Below are 15,090 nucleotides of genomic sequence, written 5' to 3'. Positions count from 1 at the left end.
TCGTGCCACGGCATCCGCCCGTACGCTCAGCGCTGCGACGGGAGTTGGGCGCAGGTGGACGTCGCCGGTTTGCCGGAGAGGCGGTCGGTGAGCCAGCTGATCGCCGGACCCTGGTCGGTGAGCAGCGGGGCGAAGTGGTTGATCAGGGCGCGGCCGACGTCCGGGATGTTCACCGGCTTGTACGTGACCTGGGCGCCGCGACCGCACCAGTCGACGGCCAACTGGCGTGCCTGGCCGTGCGGGACGAGGTTGTCGCTGACACCGGTGGCGACGCGGACCGGGCTCTGTGGCTTGATGGTGCCGATGCGCTGCTGGGCGAGGAACTCCTGGAGGCGCGGCTCGGCCTTGATGATCTCTTCGAGGGTCTCGCCGTCCTTCGTCCAGGCGGAACTCTTCTTGGACGAGTAGCCGAGGATGGCGTCACCGACGCACGCCGTGGAGAGGTCCTTCAGGGCGGCCCGGCCCTTGTCGTTGAGGTGCTTGTCGGCGATCGACCGAAGCTCCGGGTCGGACTGCAGGAACCCGTTGAGCGACCAGCCGAGCGCGCCGACGAGGTCGGTGCCGTCGATGGCCTTGGTGGTCGCGGCGAGGTCGGCGGGCGGCGCGCCCGCGTAGGTGCCGGAGAGGGTGACATCCGGCGCGTACGTCGGCTGGAGTTCGGCGGCCGCGGCGGTGGCGCCGCCGCCCTGGCTGTATCCGAAGAGCCCGACCCGGGAACCGCTGGTGATCGTGGCGTCCTTGAGGGCGCGGGCGGCGCGCACGGCGTCGAGCACGGCGTGCGCCTCGTCGAGCCGGTTCACGTAGGTGTGCAGGCGGTCGGTGGAGCCCAGGCCGATGTAGTCGGTGACGACGACGGCGACGCCCTTGGCGAGGAGCCGGTAGATCGCCAGATCCTCGTAACCGGCCACCAGTGTCTGCCCGTTGAAGACGATCGGGTGCTCCAGGCCCATCGACGCGGCGCACTGGTCGCCCTGGCCCTGCGTGCCGGGGGCGAGCGCGACGAGCGGGCGCGGCCCCGAGCCGCGCCACTTGGCGCTGGGCTCGATGTACGCGCCCGTGGACGCGGCGGGCTTCCCGTTCGAGTCGGTGGTCCTGTACATGATGCGGGTCGCCTTGCCGGGCAGCGGTCCGTGCAGGCCGGGCAGGCTGAGGGCCAGCGGGAGCCCTTCGCTGCGGATCAACGCCCCGTTGTCGCCGGGTAGTTCGGCCGGCGGGTTGTAGAACGCGGGGATCGTGACACCACGCGAGACCGTGTCGCCGGAGCTGTCCGCTCCGGTGGCCGCAGCGGCGGGCGCGGCCTGGGCTCCGACACAGGCGGCGACGGTCACGGCGGCGGCCAACAGACGGGTGGGGGCGGCGGGCATGGCGAACCTCCGGTCTACGGGCGGGGGGCGACCCCCGCCTGGCGGCTGTCGGCCGGAAACTTCGGGCAGGCCGACGGCGCGCTCGAGGCGGACGTCCCACCGCCACCACGCGCCTTGCCGGACGGTATCCACATCACCGTTACCGCGGGTAGCACCGGGAAGGTTACGGTTCAGTAATTTACGGCTGCACCGGAAGTCGCAGCAGGTCACGGACCGTGCGGACGACGCCGTTCTCGGTGTTGGCCGGGGCGCGCAGGCGGGCGCGGGCGAGGACGTCGGGGTGGGCGTTGGCCATGGCGTAGGACCAGTCGGCGGTGTCCAGCATCTCCAGGTCGTTGCGGTAGTCGCCGAACACCATGGTCTGCGCGGGCGTGATGCCCAGGGCGTCCTGGAGCCTGCGAACGGCGGCGCCCTTGTTCGCGGCGGGGTTCATGACGTCGATCCAGTGCTGACTGGAGACGACGACCTGGTGTGTGTCCGCGAGGGGTGCGAGGAGCGGGGCGGTGGTGTCCTGCGCGTTGCCGAAGTCGAAGAGCGCGACCTTGACGAACTCGTCCTCGACGGCGGTGGCGTCGTCCACGATCTGGTGGGCGGCGTAGTACTTGCGGACCTGCGTCATGAACGCTTCGTCGGAGCGCTCCACGTAGGCGGACCGCTTCCCGCAGACGACGACGCCGGCGTCGACCCCGCCCTCGTCGACGAGCCGTCGCGTCTCCTTGACGATCCACTCGATGACGGCCGGTTCCAGCGGGTCGGAGCTGACCTCGGCGCCGCCGCGCACGACGTACGCGCCGTTCTCCGCGACGTAGACCATGCCGCCGTCGTCCACGGCGTCGAACTGTGCGGCGAGCGTGGCGTACTGCCGGCCGCTCGCGGGGCAGAAGGCGATGCCGCGCTCGTTCAGCTCGGCGAGGAGCGGCCAGAGGGAGTCCGGCACCCTCCCGTCCCCGTCCAGGAGCGTGCCGTCCATGTCGGTGACGACCAGGCGGATGTCGGGCGGGGCGGCGGCGGTCGCCTGGTGGTGCTGGGTGTTCACGGTGGTTCCTGGTTCAGTGGTGCGGGCTGCCGTGCCACGGGACGAGGGCCCGGCGCCACCAGTCTAGGAGGGCCGTTCTCCCCGCTCTGACCGGCCAACACTCTTGATCATGCCCACGCCCGCGCCGTACGGTTCCGGCACTCACCCCGCGCGGGGTACCGATCCGACCTGGAGCACGTGATGCCCCGATTCACGCTGAACGGCACCGTTCTGCGGTACGACGACTCCGGACCCGCGGACGGCGTGGCGATCGTGCTGATCCACGGGCATCCGTTCAACCGGACCCTGTGGGCCGCCCAGTCCGAGGCGCTCGCGGCGGCCGGGTACCGGGTGCTCACGCCCGATCTGCGCGGGTACGGCGAGAGCGATGTCACTCCGGGGCAGGTGCCGCTCTCGCGCTTCGCGGACGACACCGTCGCGCTCCTGGACGAGCTGGGCATCGACACGGCCGTGGTCGGCGGTGTGTCCATGGGCGGCCAGATCGCCATGGAGTTCCATCTGCGGCATCCGGACCGCACCCGCGCGCTCGTCCTGTCCGACACCTCGGCGCCGGCCGAGACGCCCGAGGGCAAGGTGTACCGCAACCGGCTCGCGCTGCGGCTGCTCGCCGAGGGCATGGGCAAGTACGCGGACGAGGTCATCGACAAGATGCTCGCGCGCTACAACGTGGCCGCGCTGCCGGAGGTCGCCGCGCAGGTGCTCGGCATGATGCAGGTCACCGACCCGCGCGGGGCCGCGGCGGCGCTGCGCGGGCGGGCCGAGCGCCCCGACTACCGCGACAGCCTCGCGGCGGCCCGGGTGCCCACGCTCGTCGTGGTCGGCGCGGACGACGTGTACACGCCGGTCCCGGACGCCGAGGAGATCGTGAAGCTGGTGCCGGACTCCGTACTGAGGGTGATCGACGGGGCCGGGCATCTGCCGGGCGTGGAGCAGCCCGAGCTGTTCAACGGCGTGCTCCTGGACTTCCTCCGCGACCGCTGCCCGACCGGATAGGGCGACGCCGTGACCCGTTCCGCGAGCGACCGGCTGCTCGACGCCCTCGGCGCCTTCGACCAGGACCACCCCTCGCTCACCCTGACCCAGCTCGCGCACCGCGCCGATCTGCCGCTGCCCACCGCGCACCGGCTCGTCGCCGCGCTCTCCCGCTGGGGCGCCCTGGAGCGCGACGAGGCGGGGAACTACCACGTGGGCCTGCGCCTGTGGGAGATCGCGGCGCTCGCCCCGCGCGGTCTCGGCCTGCGGCAGGCGGCGTTGCCGTTCCTGGAGGACCTGTACGAGTCGACGCACGAGAACGTGCACCTCGCCGTGCGTGACGGCCGGGAGGTCGTCTACATCGAGCGCCTGTCGGGCCGTTCGGCGGTGGGCGTGCACTCGCGGGTCGGCGCGCGCTGGCCGCTGCACGCGACGGGCGTGGGTCTGGTGCTGCTCGCGCACGGCGGCCTCGAGCTGCAGGACGGCTACCCGGAGGGCGGGCTCGACGCGTTCACCCCCTACACCGTGACCGACGCGGTCCGGCTGCGCCGGATGCTCGCCGAAGTGCGGCGCAGCGGCGTCGCGGTGAGTGACCGTCAGATCACCGACGACGCCCTGTCGGTGGCGGCGCCGGTGCGCGGGCCGCGCGGGGAGGTCGTCGCCGCGGTCTCCGTCGTCGTACCCGTGGAGGGCGCGCGGACGCCCGCGCTGATTCCGGCGGTGCAGCTGGCCGGACGTGGCATTTCTCGGGCGCTCGGCTGGCAACCTGCTTCGAGCGTGCCCCCGGCTTCCGTCTGACGGAAGTGGCGTTGTGGGGCTGTGGTCCAGCTCACCAGGGTGGTCGGTGACGCGCGGCGACGGTGCCGCGCGCGGTGACTGGAGGGACACCCGTCATGACCGCTTACTCGGCCTTCGCCCGCAACCAGTGGTACGTCGCCGCGTGGTCGAAGGAGGTGGGCCGGGAGCTGCTCGGCCGCACGATCCTCGGCGAGCCGATCGCCTTCTACCGCACCGAGGCCGGCGAACCTGTCGCCCTCGCGGACCGCTGTGCGCACCGCCGCTACCCCCTCTCGGAGAGCGGGCTCGACGGGGACCGGGTGGTGTGCGGGTACCACGGCTTCACCTACGACACGACGGGCACATGCGTGTTCGTGCCGGGACAGAAGCGGGTTCCCCGTACCGCGCGGGTGAGTTCGTACCCGGTGGCGGAGGTCGACGGGATGGTGTGGGTGTGGGTCGGTGACCCGGAGCTGGCCGACACGAGCGTGATCCCGCGCGCCCCGCACCTGGTCGAGGACGGATGGGTGACCGTCGAGGGCATGGAGCCGATCGACGCCGACTTCATGCTCCTGGTCGACAACCTCATGGACCTGTCCCACGAGACGTATCTGCACGGCGGTTACATCGGGACGCCCGAGGTCGCCGAGACACCCATCGCCACGGAGGTCGACGAGGAGTCCGGCATCGTGCGGGTGTCCCGGCACATGAAGGACGCCGAGTGCCCGCCGTTCTACGCCCGTTCCACCGGCATCGAGGGCCGCATCGACCGGCGTCAGGACATCGAGTACCACGCGCCGTGCCTGTATCTGCTGCACAGCACCATCACCCCGTCGGGGCAGGAGACCCCCGCGTTCCGCACGGAGATCACGTACGCGATCACCCCCTCGTCGCCCGGCAAGGTGTACGACTTCTGGGCGGTGTCGCGGAACTTCGCGACCGAGGACGCCGAAATCACCACGTTCCTGCGGGAGTTCAACCACAAGGTCGTGATGCAGGACGTGGACGCGCTGAATCTGCTGCAGCGCACCCTGGACACCGAGCCCGAGGGGTACCAGGAGCTCAGCATCAACATCGACACCGGTGGCCTGGCCGCCCGCCGCATCCTCGAGAAGCTGGCCGCCGGATGACCCGGCCCGTCTTCCGCATCGAATGGCTCCCCGGCACCGACGTTCTCGACGGCCACTGCCACTGCGGTGAGCGGCACACCAGCGAGGACCCGGTCGCCATGTGGGAGTGGATGCTCGCCCACCCGGACCACCCGCAGGCCACCGACCCGAAGGACCGCACCCCGTGAGCGACCCGCTCGACCCCCTCGACACGCACGACCTCGTCGTCGCCGAACGCCGCCAGGAGGCCGACGGCGTCATCTCCCTGCTCCTGCGCCGCCCGGACGGCGCGCCGCTGCCCGCGTGGGAGGCGGGCGCCCACATCGACCTGATCCTCTCCGCGGCCGAGGGACTGGAACGCCAGTACTCGCTGTGCGGCGGCGACGCGTGCTCCTGGCGGATCGCCGTGCTGCGCGAGCCGGACGGTCGGGGCGGCTCGGCGCATGTGCACGGCCAGCTTCAGGAAGGGGCGGCGGTACGTGCCCGTGGGCCGCGCAACCACTTCCGGCTCGAACCGGCACCCGCGTACCGGTTCGTCGCGGGCGGCATCGGCATCACGCCGATCGTGCCGATGCTGGCCGCGGCGGCCGACCAGGGCGCGCGGTGGTCCCTGCACTACGGGGGCCGTTCCCGCGCGACGATGGCGTTCGCCGAGGAATTGACCGCCCGGTATCCGGGCGGACGGATCGAACTGGTCGAGGGCCTCCTTGACCTCCCCGCGGTCCTCGCCGATCCGCGCCCCGGCGAACTCGTCTACGCCTGCGGCCCCGAGCCGCTGCTCGCGGCCGTCGAGGAGCTGGTTCCGGCGGAGACGCTGCGCACGGAACGCTTCACGCCGACCACCACCGACACCAGCGGCGACACGGCCTTCGAGGTCGAACTCGCCTCTTGCGGCCGGACGTTGAAGGTTCCGGCGGACAAGACGATCCTCGCCACGCTGCAGGAGGCCGGGATCCAGGTGCTGTACTCCTGCACCGAGGGTACGTGCGGCACCTGCGAGACGGATGTGCTCGCCGGGGAGGTCGACCACCGGGACAGCGTGCTCACGGCCGCCGAGCGGGACGCCAACGAGACGATGATGGTGTGCGTCTCGCGGGCGAAGGGCGAGCGGCTCACGCTGGATCTGTGACGGTGCCCCTGTCCCGCGGCGCTGCCTGCGGGGCCTCCCGCTGGGCGCGGCGCAGCAGCGTGGCCGCCACCAGGCCGCCGGTCAACACGGCTGCCGCGCCAACGAGTTGACCGGTCTCCAGGGCGGAGCCGAACGCCCGCGTCACCGTGTGGCGTTCGGCCGCCGAGTCGGTCGCGGCGAGGGCGGCGGGCAGCGAGGCCGCGGCCACCGGCACGAGCGCGGAGAAGCGGGCGCTGAGCACGGCGCCGAGGACGGCGACGCCGAGGCCGCTGCCGAACTCGGTGACCGTGCCCTGGATACCGGCGCCCGCCCCCGCCTTGTCGCGGGGGATCGCGCCCATCACGGCGACGGCCATCGCCGGGTTGGCGAACGCGCAGCCGACGCCCATGAGGACGAGCCCGACGAGCAGCCCCCCGTACCCGTCCACGACCCGCCCGGCGAGGGCCACCGCGGCGAGCCCGCAGGCGAGCAGGGTCATGCCGACGGCCACGGACCCCGGGATGCCGAGCCGCTTGCTGAGCCGGGCCGACACTCCGCTGAAGTTGAGCAGCACGACGGTGAGCGCGAACGGGGCAGTGCGCAGCCCGGCCTCCAACGGCCCGTATCCCAGGACGAATTGGAGCTGCTGCGTGAGCAGGAAGAGCGCTCCCCCGCTGCCGAAGGTGATCAGCACGGCCCCGATCACGGCCCCGGTGAACGTCCGGTTGCGGAAGAAACTCATGTCGAGCATGGGGTCGGGGACGCGCCGCTCCCACAGCACGAACCCGGTCAGCGCGCACACGCCGAGCGCCGCGCCCGCGAGCACGTACGGGGAGGACCAGCCGTGGTCGGGTCCCGAGACGACGGCGTACACGAGGGATGCCATCGCGACCGTCGACAGGAGCGCGCCGAGCACGTCGGGGCGGTGGCTCTGCTCGGCCCTGCTCTCCGGCACGAGGACGCTGACGGCGCACAGGCCGAGCAGCACGACGGGCACGTTGACGATGAAGAGGGAGCCCCACCAGAAGTGCGCGAGGAGGACGCCGCCGACGAGCGGTCCGGCCGCGAAGCCGAGGGCGTTGACGGCGGCCCAGACGCCGATGGCGCGGACCCGTTCGTCGTCGTCGAAGACCTGCACGGCCACGGCGAGGGTGGTGGTCAGCAGGAGTGCGCCGCCCACGCCCATGCCGGCCCGCGCGGCGATCAACTGGCCGGTGCCGTGGGCGAGTGCGGCGGCGAGCGAGCCCGCGCCGAACAGCACGAGACCGGTCAGGAGCAGCTTCTTGCGGCCGTAGCGGTCGGCGGCGGCCCCGGCCGCGAGCAGCAGTCCCGCCTGCACCAGGACGTACGCGTTGATGATCCACTGGACGTCGGCGGTGCCCGCGCCGAGGTCGGCGGTGAGGGTGGGGACGGCGACGTTGAGGATCGTGTTGTCGAGGATGACGACGAGTTGGGCGAGGCAGATCACGCCGAGGATGAGCCAGCGGCGCGGGTCCCTCGGCCGGGCGGGCGCGAGGGCGGTCGACTGCTCGGCGGCGGGCGTCGCCGTCATGCGGGCTCCTTGTAGGCAGGCGGAGGACGCGGGGGCCGGGACCACCCCGCTGGTTAGGTAACCCTAACTCAACGGATGGCCCGCGTCCGCCCCACCCCACCCGGGTCTAGAGAGCGCGGTGCATGATGTGCAGGCCGACCCTTCCGTGGCGCGGATGGTCGTAGGCCTCGGGCACCGTGCCGAGGATCGTGAAGCCGAGTGAAGTCCACAGCCTTACGGCCGGGTTGGTCTCGACGACGGCGTTGAAGACCATGGCCCGGTAGCCGTCCCGCTCCGCCACGGTCAGTACGTGTTCGGCGAGGGCGCGGCCGTGGCCGTGGCCGCCGTGGTCGGGGTCGACCATGAACCCGGCGTTCGCGGTGTCCCGCGCCGGGCCGCCGTAGTTGGGCTTCACGTAGGCCGTCGCGACGAGGGTGCCCGCGTCGTCCTCCATGACGAGGACGCGCTTGCCCGCGCCCTCGGTCCACAGGGCGCGGGCCTCGGGCTCGCTGGTGTCGGGGTCCCAGGCGTAGGTCTCGCCGGCGCGCACGATCCGCCGCCAGAACGGCCAGATCCGCTCCCAGTCCCCGTCCCGGATGTCTCTGATCTTCATGGGACCGAGTCTGGCACGGGGCCCGGCCGCCCTGCCGGGGCGGCCGGGAGCAGCAGTTGGGGCAGCCAGTTCGGCCTCGGGCTGCCGCTTCGGGACTTCCCGAAGGAACCTGCCGTGCCCTGACCCTTCCTCGGGGATCAGAAGGGATACGGCGCGATCTGCGGGCGCACGGTCACCCACTGGGTCTCGGTGAACGCCTCGATGTTGGCCTGCGCACCGCCGAACCGGGATCCGTTGCCGGAGTCGCCGACGCCGCCGAAGGGCGCGGCGGGCTCGTCCATGACGGTCTGTTCGTTGATGTGCACCTTCCCGGAGCGAATCCGGTCGGCGAGGGTCATCGCCGTGCCGACGTCGCCGAGGATGCCGACGGACAGGCCGTACGGCGATGCGTCGACGATGCGGGCCGCTTCGTCGAGGTCGCGGTAGGTGCGCACGGGGGCGACGGGCCCGAAGATCTCCTCGCGCCAGGCGGGGCTGTCGTCGTCGAGGCCGGTGAGGACGGTCGCCGGGTAGTACGGGGCGTCGGCCTTGCCGCCGGCGGCGATCGTCGCGCCCGCGGCGACGCTGTCGGTCACCACCTTGTCGATGTGGGCGAGTTGGCGGCCGTCGATGATCGGGCCGAGCGCGACGTCGCCGGCGGCGGGGTCGCCGACGGGCAGCCGGTTCGCCTTCTCCGCGAGCAGCGCCACGTACTCCTCGGCCTGCGACTCGTGGACGAGGTGGCGTCCGGTGGCCATGCAGATCTGGCCCTGGTGGAGGTACGAGCCGAACGCCCCGGCCGAGGCGGCGGCGGGCAGGTCGGCGCCGGGGAGGACGACGAGGGCGTTGTTGCCGCCGAGTTCGAGGTGGACCTTCTTGAGGTTGCGGGCGGCGGCCTCACCGACCTTGCGCCCGGCGGCGGTTGAGCCGGTGAAGGAGACGACGGAGACCTCGGGGGCCTCGACGACGGCGGCGCCGACGCTCGCGTCGCCGGGCAGCAGGTGGAGCAGGCCCTCGGGGAGGCCCGCCTCCTCGAGGACGCGGACGATGGTGACGCCGCCGCACACCGCGGTGCGCGGGTCCGGCTTGAGGAGCACGGCGTTGCCCAGCGCCAGGGCGGGCGCCACCGAGCGGATGCCGAGGATCAGCGGGAAGTTGAACGGCGCGATGACGGAGACGACGCCCGCGGGCACGCGGCGCGCGAACGACCAGCGCGGTTCGCCGCTGCTGAGCACGTCGCCGAGCGGGTGCGAGGGGAGGGCCGCGTCCTCGTAGCACTCGGCGGCGGCGAAGTCAGTCTCCACGGTGGCCTTGGCGCGGGTCGATCCGGCCTCGCGGACGATCCAGTCCTTGATCTCCTCGGCGTGCTCGGCGAACAGGTCGCCTGCCCGGCGCAGCACGGCGGCGCGCTCGGCGGGCGAGGTGCGGGCCCACTCCTGCTGCGCCTCTGCGGCGCGGGCGGCGGCGCGCGCCACGTCGTCGGCGGTGGCGCTGCCGATCGCGCCGAGCCGCTGCCCGGTGGCGGGTTCGACGACGTCCGACGTGCCTCCGCTTCCCGCGGTCCAGCCGTCGAGGTGGATGCGCTCGTGCCATACGGGATTGTCGAGGAGAGTCATGTTCACTCCGGTGAGGTGGGGTGGGTGTCGACCTGGACGAGGCGTGGCCCGTCGGCCGCGGGTGTCTTCAACTCTCGCGCAGATCGGCGAGTTCGGTCACGGCGGTGGCGGGCACCCCGCAAAGCCCTCCTTGACCGGCGCTGATGTGGTTGAGCGTAGAAAGAAAGCCGACCTCGCTCCAATCGACGTTGCCTACCCGCTTCATAGACAGAATCGATAACACGCCCCCTGGACTTCACGCGGAGGACGTGGGTCGACGCGACGGAGACATGAGGCGCGGCGCCCGCCGTGACGGGCGGGCGCCGCGGTGTCAGTCGTTGCGCGCCGTTTCCGGCCCGGTGATCCGCCGCAGCAGCGGCAGCGTCGAGGCGATGACGGCGAGGGAGACGACGAGCCCGGCGAGGGTCAGGCCGTAGTAGCCGACGCCCGGGGGCCGGATCGAGTAGCCGTACTGCGCCTGGAGGAACAGCTGCGCGGTCAGGAAACCGATCGCGATGGCGAGCGCCGCGACGATCAGCAGCGGCGCGGCGCTCTCCAGGAGCACCACCCGGCGCAGTGTCCTCAGCGGCACTCCGCTCAGCCGCAACAGGGCGAAGGGGCGCTTGCGTTCGTTGAGCCCGCCGGCGAGGGCCACCGCCAGGCTGCATCCGGCGATCGGGAAGCTGATCGCGATGACGACGGTGGCCAGTTGCCGGTACGCCTCGATGTCGCCCCACCGCTGCGCGTAGTCCTCGGCGACGGTGTACGGCGGCAGTTCGTACGGGCACGCCGTGGAGAGGACCGTGCGGACGCGCTCGACCGCGGCCGTGGAGCCGTCCGTGGTCACCACGATCTCCTGCACCGGCAGCGTACGCAGCCGCTCCGCGCCGATGGGCGCCGCGGGCCACACGGCCGGCCAGGACCGGTCCTCCTGTGTGCCGAAGTGCGAGAAGTCCGGCGGGATCGCGGCGGCCTCCGCCCCGGCCCGGCATGTGTGGTGGGCGGGCATCGCCGCGAGTTCGGCGCAGGAGACGAGGCCCGCCAGGATCTTCCGCTCCCCCTTCGGCGGGTGCGGCTCCGTGGGGTCCGGGATGCCGAGCGGGTTCGTACGGACCACCATCACGCCCCGGACGCCGGGCACGGACCCCAGCTCGGACCGGGTCGCGTCGGGCAACGCGGGTGGCGGATGGGCGTTGCGGGGCCCGAACTGCCGGCCGTAATCACCGACCACTGAGCTGCCGAACGCCGCCTTGTCCTCGGGCACTCCGCTCTCCGCGACCACCGCGGTGATGATCCCGACCGCCGTACTGGTGACACAGAGCGCGAGTACGAGCCCGCTGACGGCGCGGAACCCGGCTTTCGGGTCGTCAGCGAGGCGCCGCCCGGCGACGAGCAGCGCCGGTCGCCGCGTGAAACGGACCAGGAGGCGCGCCCCGGCCATCGTCAGCCACGGGCCCGCGAGCACGATGCCGACGAGGATCAGCAGGATGCCGGGGACGAAGGCGAGTATCTGGCCCCCGCTGCCCTCGGGCACGCGTCCGATGACCCACCACAACTGCCCGATGCCGAGCGCCGACGGGATCAGCCGCCAGGCGCGCGGTGGGCGGGGCGTGGTCCGGCGGGTGACGCCGAGCGGTGAGACCCGCACGCGGCGCAGCGCGACACGCGCGGCGATCGCCGCGGCCACCGGCACGCCCACGGCGATGCCCAGCACCTCGACCGCGCCGAGCGACAGGTCCGCGGTGAAGAACGGGGTGCCGGTCAGGTCGGCCCGTGCCACCAGGGGACGCAGGGCGTACCAGAGGGCGAAGCCCAGCGCCGTACCGGCGACGGCGGCGACCGCGGACTCGATGGTGGAGATCAGTGACACCTGGCCCGGTGTCGCGCCGATCAACCGCATGGCGGCGAAGCGCTGTTCGCGGCGGGCGGCGGCGAGGCGGCTCGCCGTGCCGGTCAGGATCAGCACGGGGAAGATGAGCGCCAGCGCGACCACGGAGAGGATGAGCGCCATGCCTTCGGCGTTGATGCCGACGGCGACGTCGCAGTTGGGGCCGTTGCAGCTGCTGGGCGACTTGGTCTCGATGGTCGTGACGCGGCGGACGCCCGCCTTCCCCGCCAGTTCGCCGGGCCGGTGTCCGACCACGACGATCAGGGAGTCGGGCCCCGGAAGCGCGGACCTGCCGATCGTGCCCGCCCGGCGGCCCGGGTAGCGGTCGGCCAACTCACCGGCGGGCGTGGCGCGCAGCAGGTCGGCGAGGGCCGGGGAGGCGTAGTACTCGCCGGGGGCCGGGAGGCGCGGCAGGCCCGGAGGTACCGGCGCGTTCGGTCCGGTGGCCGCCACGCCGACGCGGCCGATGAGCCCGCCGTCGTAGTGGTCGGCCCGCAGCAGCCACCACAGTGGGTCGACGCCCGCGGCGCGTGCGCCCCGGCTGTGCGTGAACTCGGCTCCGGTGTTCAGCCAGGCGTTGCGGTCGTTCTGCGTCCGGGTCGCCTCGATGGCGGCGAACGTGGAGAGCAGCAGCGCGACGCCCACCGCCACCGCGGCGGCGATCACGGTCAGCCGCACCAGGGCCTCGCGCCCGCCCGCGACGGTGAGGCGGAGCGCGAGCCGGATCATGAGGCTGCCCGTTCGACGGAGAGCGGGGTCACCTTGCCGTCGCGGACGATGACCTCCCGGTCGGCGTAGGCGGCGACGCGCGGTTCGTGGGTGACGAGGACGACGGTGGTGCCCTGCTCGCGGACGGAGCCGACCAGCAGGTCCATCACCTGTTCACCGGTGAGCGAGTCGAGGGCCCCGGTGGGTTCGTCGGCGAAGAGCACCTGGGGATGGGCGACCAACGCCCGTGCCAGCGCGACCCGTTGGGCCTGCCCGCCCGACAACTCGCCGGACCGGCGTCCTTCGAGGCCGGCCAGGCCGAGCCGCTCGAACCAGGCGTGGGCCTCGCGCAGTGCGGTGGACCGGCGGCCGCGCGCGAGGAGCAGCGGCAGCGCCACGTTCTCCTCGGCCGTCAACTCCGGTACGAGCTGACCGAACTGGAAGACGAACCCGAAACGGTCCCGGCGCAGCGCGCTGCGTTCGGTCTCCCGCAGCGTGTCGACGCGCCGACCGTCGTAGTGGATCTCGCCGTCGTCGGGCACCAGGATTCCCGCGAGGCAGTACAGCAGCGTCGACTTGCCGGAGCCGCTGGGCCCCGTCACGGCGACGATCTCGCCCTGCGCCACGGACAGTTCGGCGCCCCGAAGGGCGGGGGTGCTGCCGAACGACAGCACCACGTCGCGTGCCTCGACCAGGCTCATGTCCCCACCTCTGCCGCGAGGGCGCCGAGCCGGGCCACGGTCATGTCGATCCAGCGCAGGTCGGCCTCGAGGTGGAAGAGTCCGTGGTCGGCCAGCAGCCTGTCGACCAGTCCCCCGGTGCGGCGCAGCTCGGTCAGTTCGCGCATCCGCTGCATGTGGGCGGCGCGCTGGGAGTCGAGGTACGCCTGGGCGTCCCGCTCCAGGAGCAGGGCCAGTACGACCTTGGTGAACAGCACGGTCTGTAGGTGCTGTTCGGGCGCGACCGGCTCGATGAGCCAGGCCTCCACCTCCGTGACCCCACTGTCAGTGATCACGTACCGCTTCCGGTCGGGCCCCTCCCCCGGCTCGGACTCACCGACCGCCACCTTCCCGTCCCGGGCGAGGCGGCGCAGCGTCGAGTAGACCTGGCCGTAGGGCAGTGGCTTTCCGCGGCCGAAGTAGGTGTCGTAGTTCCGCTTGAGGTCATAGCCGTGGCTCGACTCACGTTCGAGGAGCCCGAGGAGCGCCAGAGGAACGGTCATACCTTGGTGTATACGTCGGGTGTATACCCCCGGTCAATACGCCGACCAACGTGCCCCGAACCCGCCCAACTATCCGATCATGCCGTGCAGTTGGGACCGTCAGGCCTCGCGATCCGCGTAGGGCATCGCGTCCACGGGACCGACCACCTCCGCCTCACCCGGCGCGTACTGGGCGACGCCGTCCCCGAACGACCAGTCGATCGACTGGTTCTCGGTGAGCGTGACGAGCACGTTGCGCGGCTCGGTCCCCGCGTAGGCGTGCGCGAGCTCGGCGATCCGCCGGTACAGCGCCCGCTTCTGCTCGTCGGGCCGTCCGGCCCGCAGCGTGATTCCGACGAACACGATGTCGTCGTCGCGCCGCACCCCCAAGTAGTCGTCATACCGGATGGTGCCGCGCGTCCCGTCGTGACTGGTGAGCACCTGGAACAGGTCGTCGGGCGGGAAGCCGAGCGTCTCCCCGAGGGCGTCGTGCACGGCACGCCCCAGCGCATGGAGGCGTTCTGCGTCGGCCTTCAGGGCGTCTATGCGGACGAGCGGCACGGGCGTACTCCTTCGCGGCGGGGCGTGCCGTACATACTAGTAGTTACAGAGTGAGGTTTCTCAACCCCACCCCGGATGTACCCACGTCACCCGATCGACGTAGGGTCCCCTTTTGTTCACCCTCAGGGTGACATCAGGACCCCGACGACCAGGAGCTCTTCCCGTGCCCGCACCGTCCACCGCCCCGGCGCCCATCTACGACCGACTCGTCGACGAGCAGGGTGATGTGCTCGCCGACGCGCGTGAGGCCGCGCACAAGGCCGAGCGCACCGCGGAAGGCGTGCTCGACTTCGGGCACGCGGAAGCCCCCCAGTCCCAACAGACCGCCCAGTCCCAGCTGACTCCCCAGTCCCCGCAGGGCCAGCAGCCCTTCCAGGACCAGCGCCCCTTCCAGGACCAGCAGGCCCCCCAGGCCGCCACGCCCGACCAGGCGCAGGCACCGCACGACCAGCAGGCCCCGCAGGGGCAGCAGGCCCCCCTCGGGCAGCACGAGCCGCAAGGACAGCAGGCTCCGCAGGAGCAGCAGGCCCCGCACTTCCCGCAGGCCCCTCAGTCCCAGCAGCAGTCCCACCAGGCCCAGCAGCAGACCCCGCAGTCCCCCGCGCCCACGCAGGAGGGCTGACCGCGACCGCGATCGGCCCTCCTGCC

At 72.3% G+C, this 15,090-nt stretch carries 15 protein-coding genes; 6 read left to right on the top strand and 9 right to left on the bottom strand.

Annotated features, from left to right (window positions below; genetic code table 11):
• Positions 1-26: 26 nt before the first annotated feature.
• Positions 27-1,364, bottom strand: coding sequence for a lipase family protein (locus ACP4E5_RS45045; protein ID WP_425840753.1), 1,338 nt, complete (start codon positions 1,362-1,364; stop codon positions 27-29).
• Positions 1,365-1,542: 178 nt separating this feature from the next.
• Positions 1,543-2,400: a Cof-type HAD-IIB family hydrolase gene (locus ACP4E5_RS45040; RefSeq protein ID WP_425840751.1), complete on the bottom strand. Its 858-nt coding sequence runs from the start codon at positions 2,398-2,400 to the stop codon at positions 1,543-1,545.
• Positions 2,401-2,580: 180 nt separating this feature from the next.
• Here ACP4E5_RS45040 and ACP4E5_RS45035 point away from each other — a divergent pair, with 180 nt between their 5' ends.
• The 5 genes from ACP4E5_RS45035 (at position 2,581) to ACP4E5_RS45015 (ending at position 6,387) form a co-directional block, all read left to right on the top strand.
• A complete protein-coding gene (locus ACP4E5_RS45035) occupies positions 2,581-3,393 on the top strand; it encodes an alpha/beta fold hydrolase (RefSeq protein ID WP_425840748.1) in 813 nt (270 codons plus the stop codon).
• Between the two features lie 9 nt (positions 3,394-3,402).
• Entirely contained in the window at positions 3,403-4,170 is a 768-nt protein-coding gene (locus ACP4E5_RS45030) for an IclR family transcriptional regulator (protein WP_425840745.1), read from the top strand.
• Positions 4,171-4,265: 95 nt separating this feature from the next.
• Complete coding sequence (locus ACP4E5_RS45025) at positions 4,266-5,279, top strand: aromatic ring-hydroxylating dioxygenase subunit alpha (RefSeq protein ID WP_425840742.1); 1,014 nt, start codon at positions 4,266-4,268, stop codon at positions 5,277-5,279.
• Positions 5,276-5,446, top strand: a complete 171-nt coding sequence (locus tag ACP4E5_RS45020) for a hypothetical protein (protein WP_425840740.1) — start codon at positions 5,276-5,278, stop codon at positions 5,444-5,446. The genes ACP4E5_RS45025 and ACP4E5_RS45020 overlap by 4 nt, the downstream gene beginning before the upstream one ends.
• The gene (locus ACP4E5_RS45015; protein WP_425840737.1) at positions 5,443-6,387 is read left to right on the top strand and encodes a PDR/VanB family oxidoreductase; all 945 of its coding nucleotides are present in this window, start codon (positions 5,443-5,445) and stop codon (positions 6,385-6,387) included. Before ACP4E5_RS45020 ends, ACP4E5_RS45015 begins: the two co-directional genes overlap by 4 nt.
• On the opposite strand, the gene ACP4E5_RS45010 is transcribed toward ACP4E5_RS45015, so the two are convergent.
• The 7 genes from ACP4E5_RS45010 to ACP4E5_RS44980 all read right to left on the bottom strand — a co-directional run bounded on the left by ACP4E5_RS45010 (position 6,371) and on the right by ACP4E5_RS44980 (position 14,442).
• The gene (locus ACP4E5_RS45010) at positions 6,371-7,918 is read right to left on the bottom strand and encodes an MFS transporter (protein WP_425840734.1); all 1,548 of its coding nucleotides are present in this window, start codon (positions 7,916-7,918) and stop codon (positions 6,371-6,373) included. The two genes, ACP4E5_RS45015 and ACP4E5_RS45010, sit on opposite strands and share 17 nt — an antisense overlap.
• Positions 7,919-8,024: 106 nt before the next feature.
• Positions 8,025-8,510, bottom strand: coding sequence for a GNAT family N-acetyltransferase (locus ACP4E5_RS45005; RefSeq protein WP_425840732.1), 486 nt, complete (start codon positions 8,508-8,510; stop codon positions 8,025-8,027).
• A 137-nt stretch (positions 8,511-8,647) separates the two neighbouring features.
• Positions 8,648-10,105 carry an aldehyde dehydrogenase family protein gene (locus ACP4E5_RS45000; protein WP_425840729.1) on the bottom strand — a complete coding sequence of 486 codons (1,458 nt, stop codon included), beginning with the start codon at positions 10,103-10,105 and terminating at the stop codon, positions 8,648-8,650.
• Positions 10,106-10,415: 310 nt separating this feature from the next.
• On the bottom strand, positions 10,416-12,701 hold the full coding sequence (locus tag ACP4E5_RS44995; protein ID WP_425840726.1) for an ABC transporter permease: 2,286 nt from the start codon (positions 12,699-12,701) through the stop codon (positions 10,416-10,418).
• Positions 12,698-13,381 carry an ABC transporter ATP-binding protein gene (locus ACP4E5_RS44990; protein ID WP_425840723.1) on the bottom strand — a complete coding sequence of 228 codons (684 nt, stop codon included), beginning with the start codon at positions 13,379-13,381 and terminating at the stop codon, positions 12,698-12,700. Before ACP4E5_RS44990 ends, ACP4E5_RS44995 begins: the two co-directional genes overlap by 4 nt.
• Complete coding sequence (locus ACP4E5_RS44985; protein ID WP_425840720.1) at positions 13,378-13,902, bottom strand: PadR family transcriptional regulator; 525 nt, start codon at positions 13,900-13,902, stop codon at positions 13,378-13,380. Before ACP4E5_RS44985 ends, ACP4E5_RS44990 begins: the two co-directional genes overlap by 4 nt.
• Positions 13,903-14,001: 99 nt before the next feature.
• Positions 14,002-14,442 carry a tautomerase family protein gene (locus ACP4E5_RS44980; protein WP_425840717.1) on the bottom strand — a complete coding sequence of 147 codons (441 nt, stop codon included), beginning with the start codon at positions 14,440-14,442 and terminating at the stop codon, positions 14,002-14,004.
• A gap of 163 nt (positions 14,443-14,605) precedes the next feature.
• Here ACP4E5_RS44980 and ACP4E5_RS44975 point away from each other — a divergent pair, with 163 nt between their 5' ends.
• Positions 14,606-15,064 (top strand): hypothetical protein, encoded by a 459-nt coding sequence (locus ACP4E5_RS44975; protein ID WP_425840714.1) that lies wholly within the window; start codon positions 14,606-14,608, stop codon positions 15,062-15,064.
• Positions 15,065-15,090 lie beyond the last annotated feature (26 nt).

Origin of the sequence: Streptomyces fractus (assembly GCF_049844455.1) — a bacterium.
Classification (GTDB): Bacteria; Actinomycetota; Actinomycetes; order Streptomycetales; family Streptomycetaceae; genus Streptomyces; species Streptomyces fractus.
The sequence above is the reverse complement of the archived record's forward strand: the minus strand, read 5'-3'. Positions and strand labels throughout refer to the sequence as shown.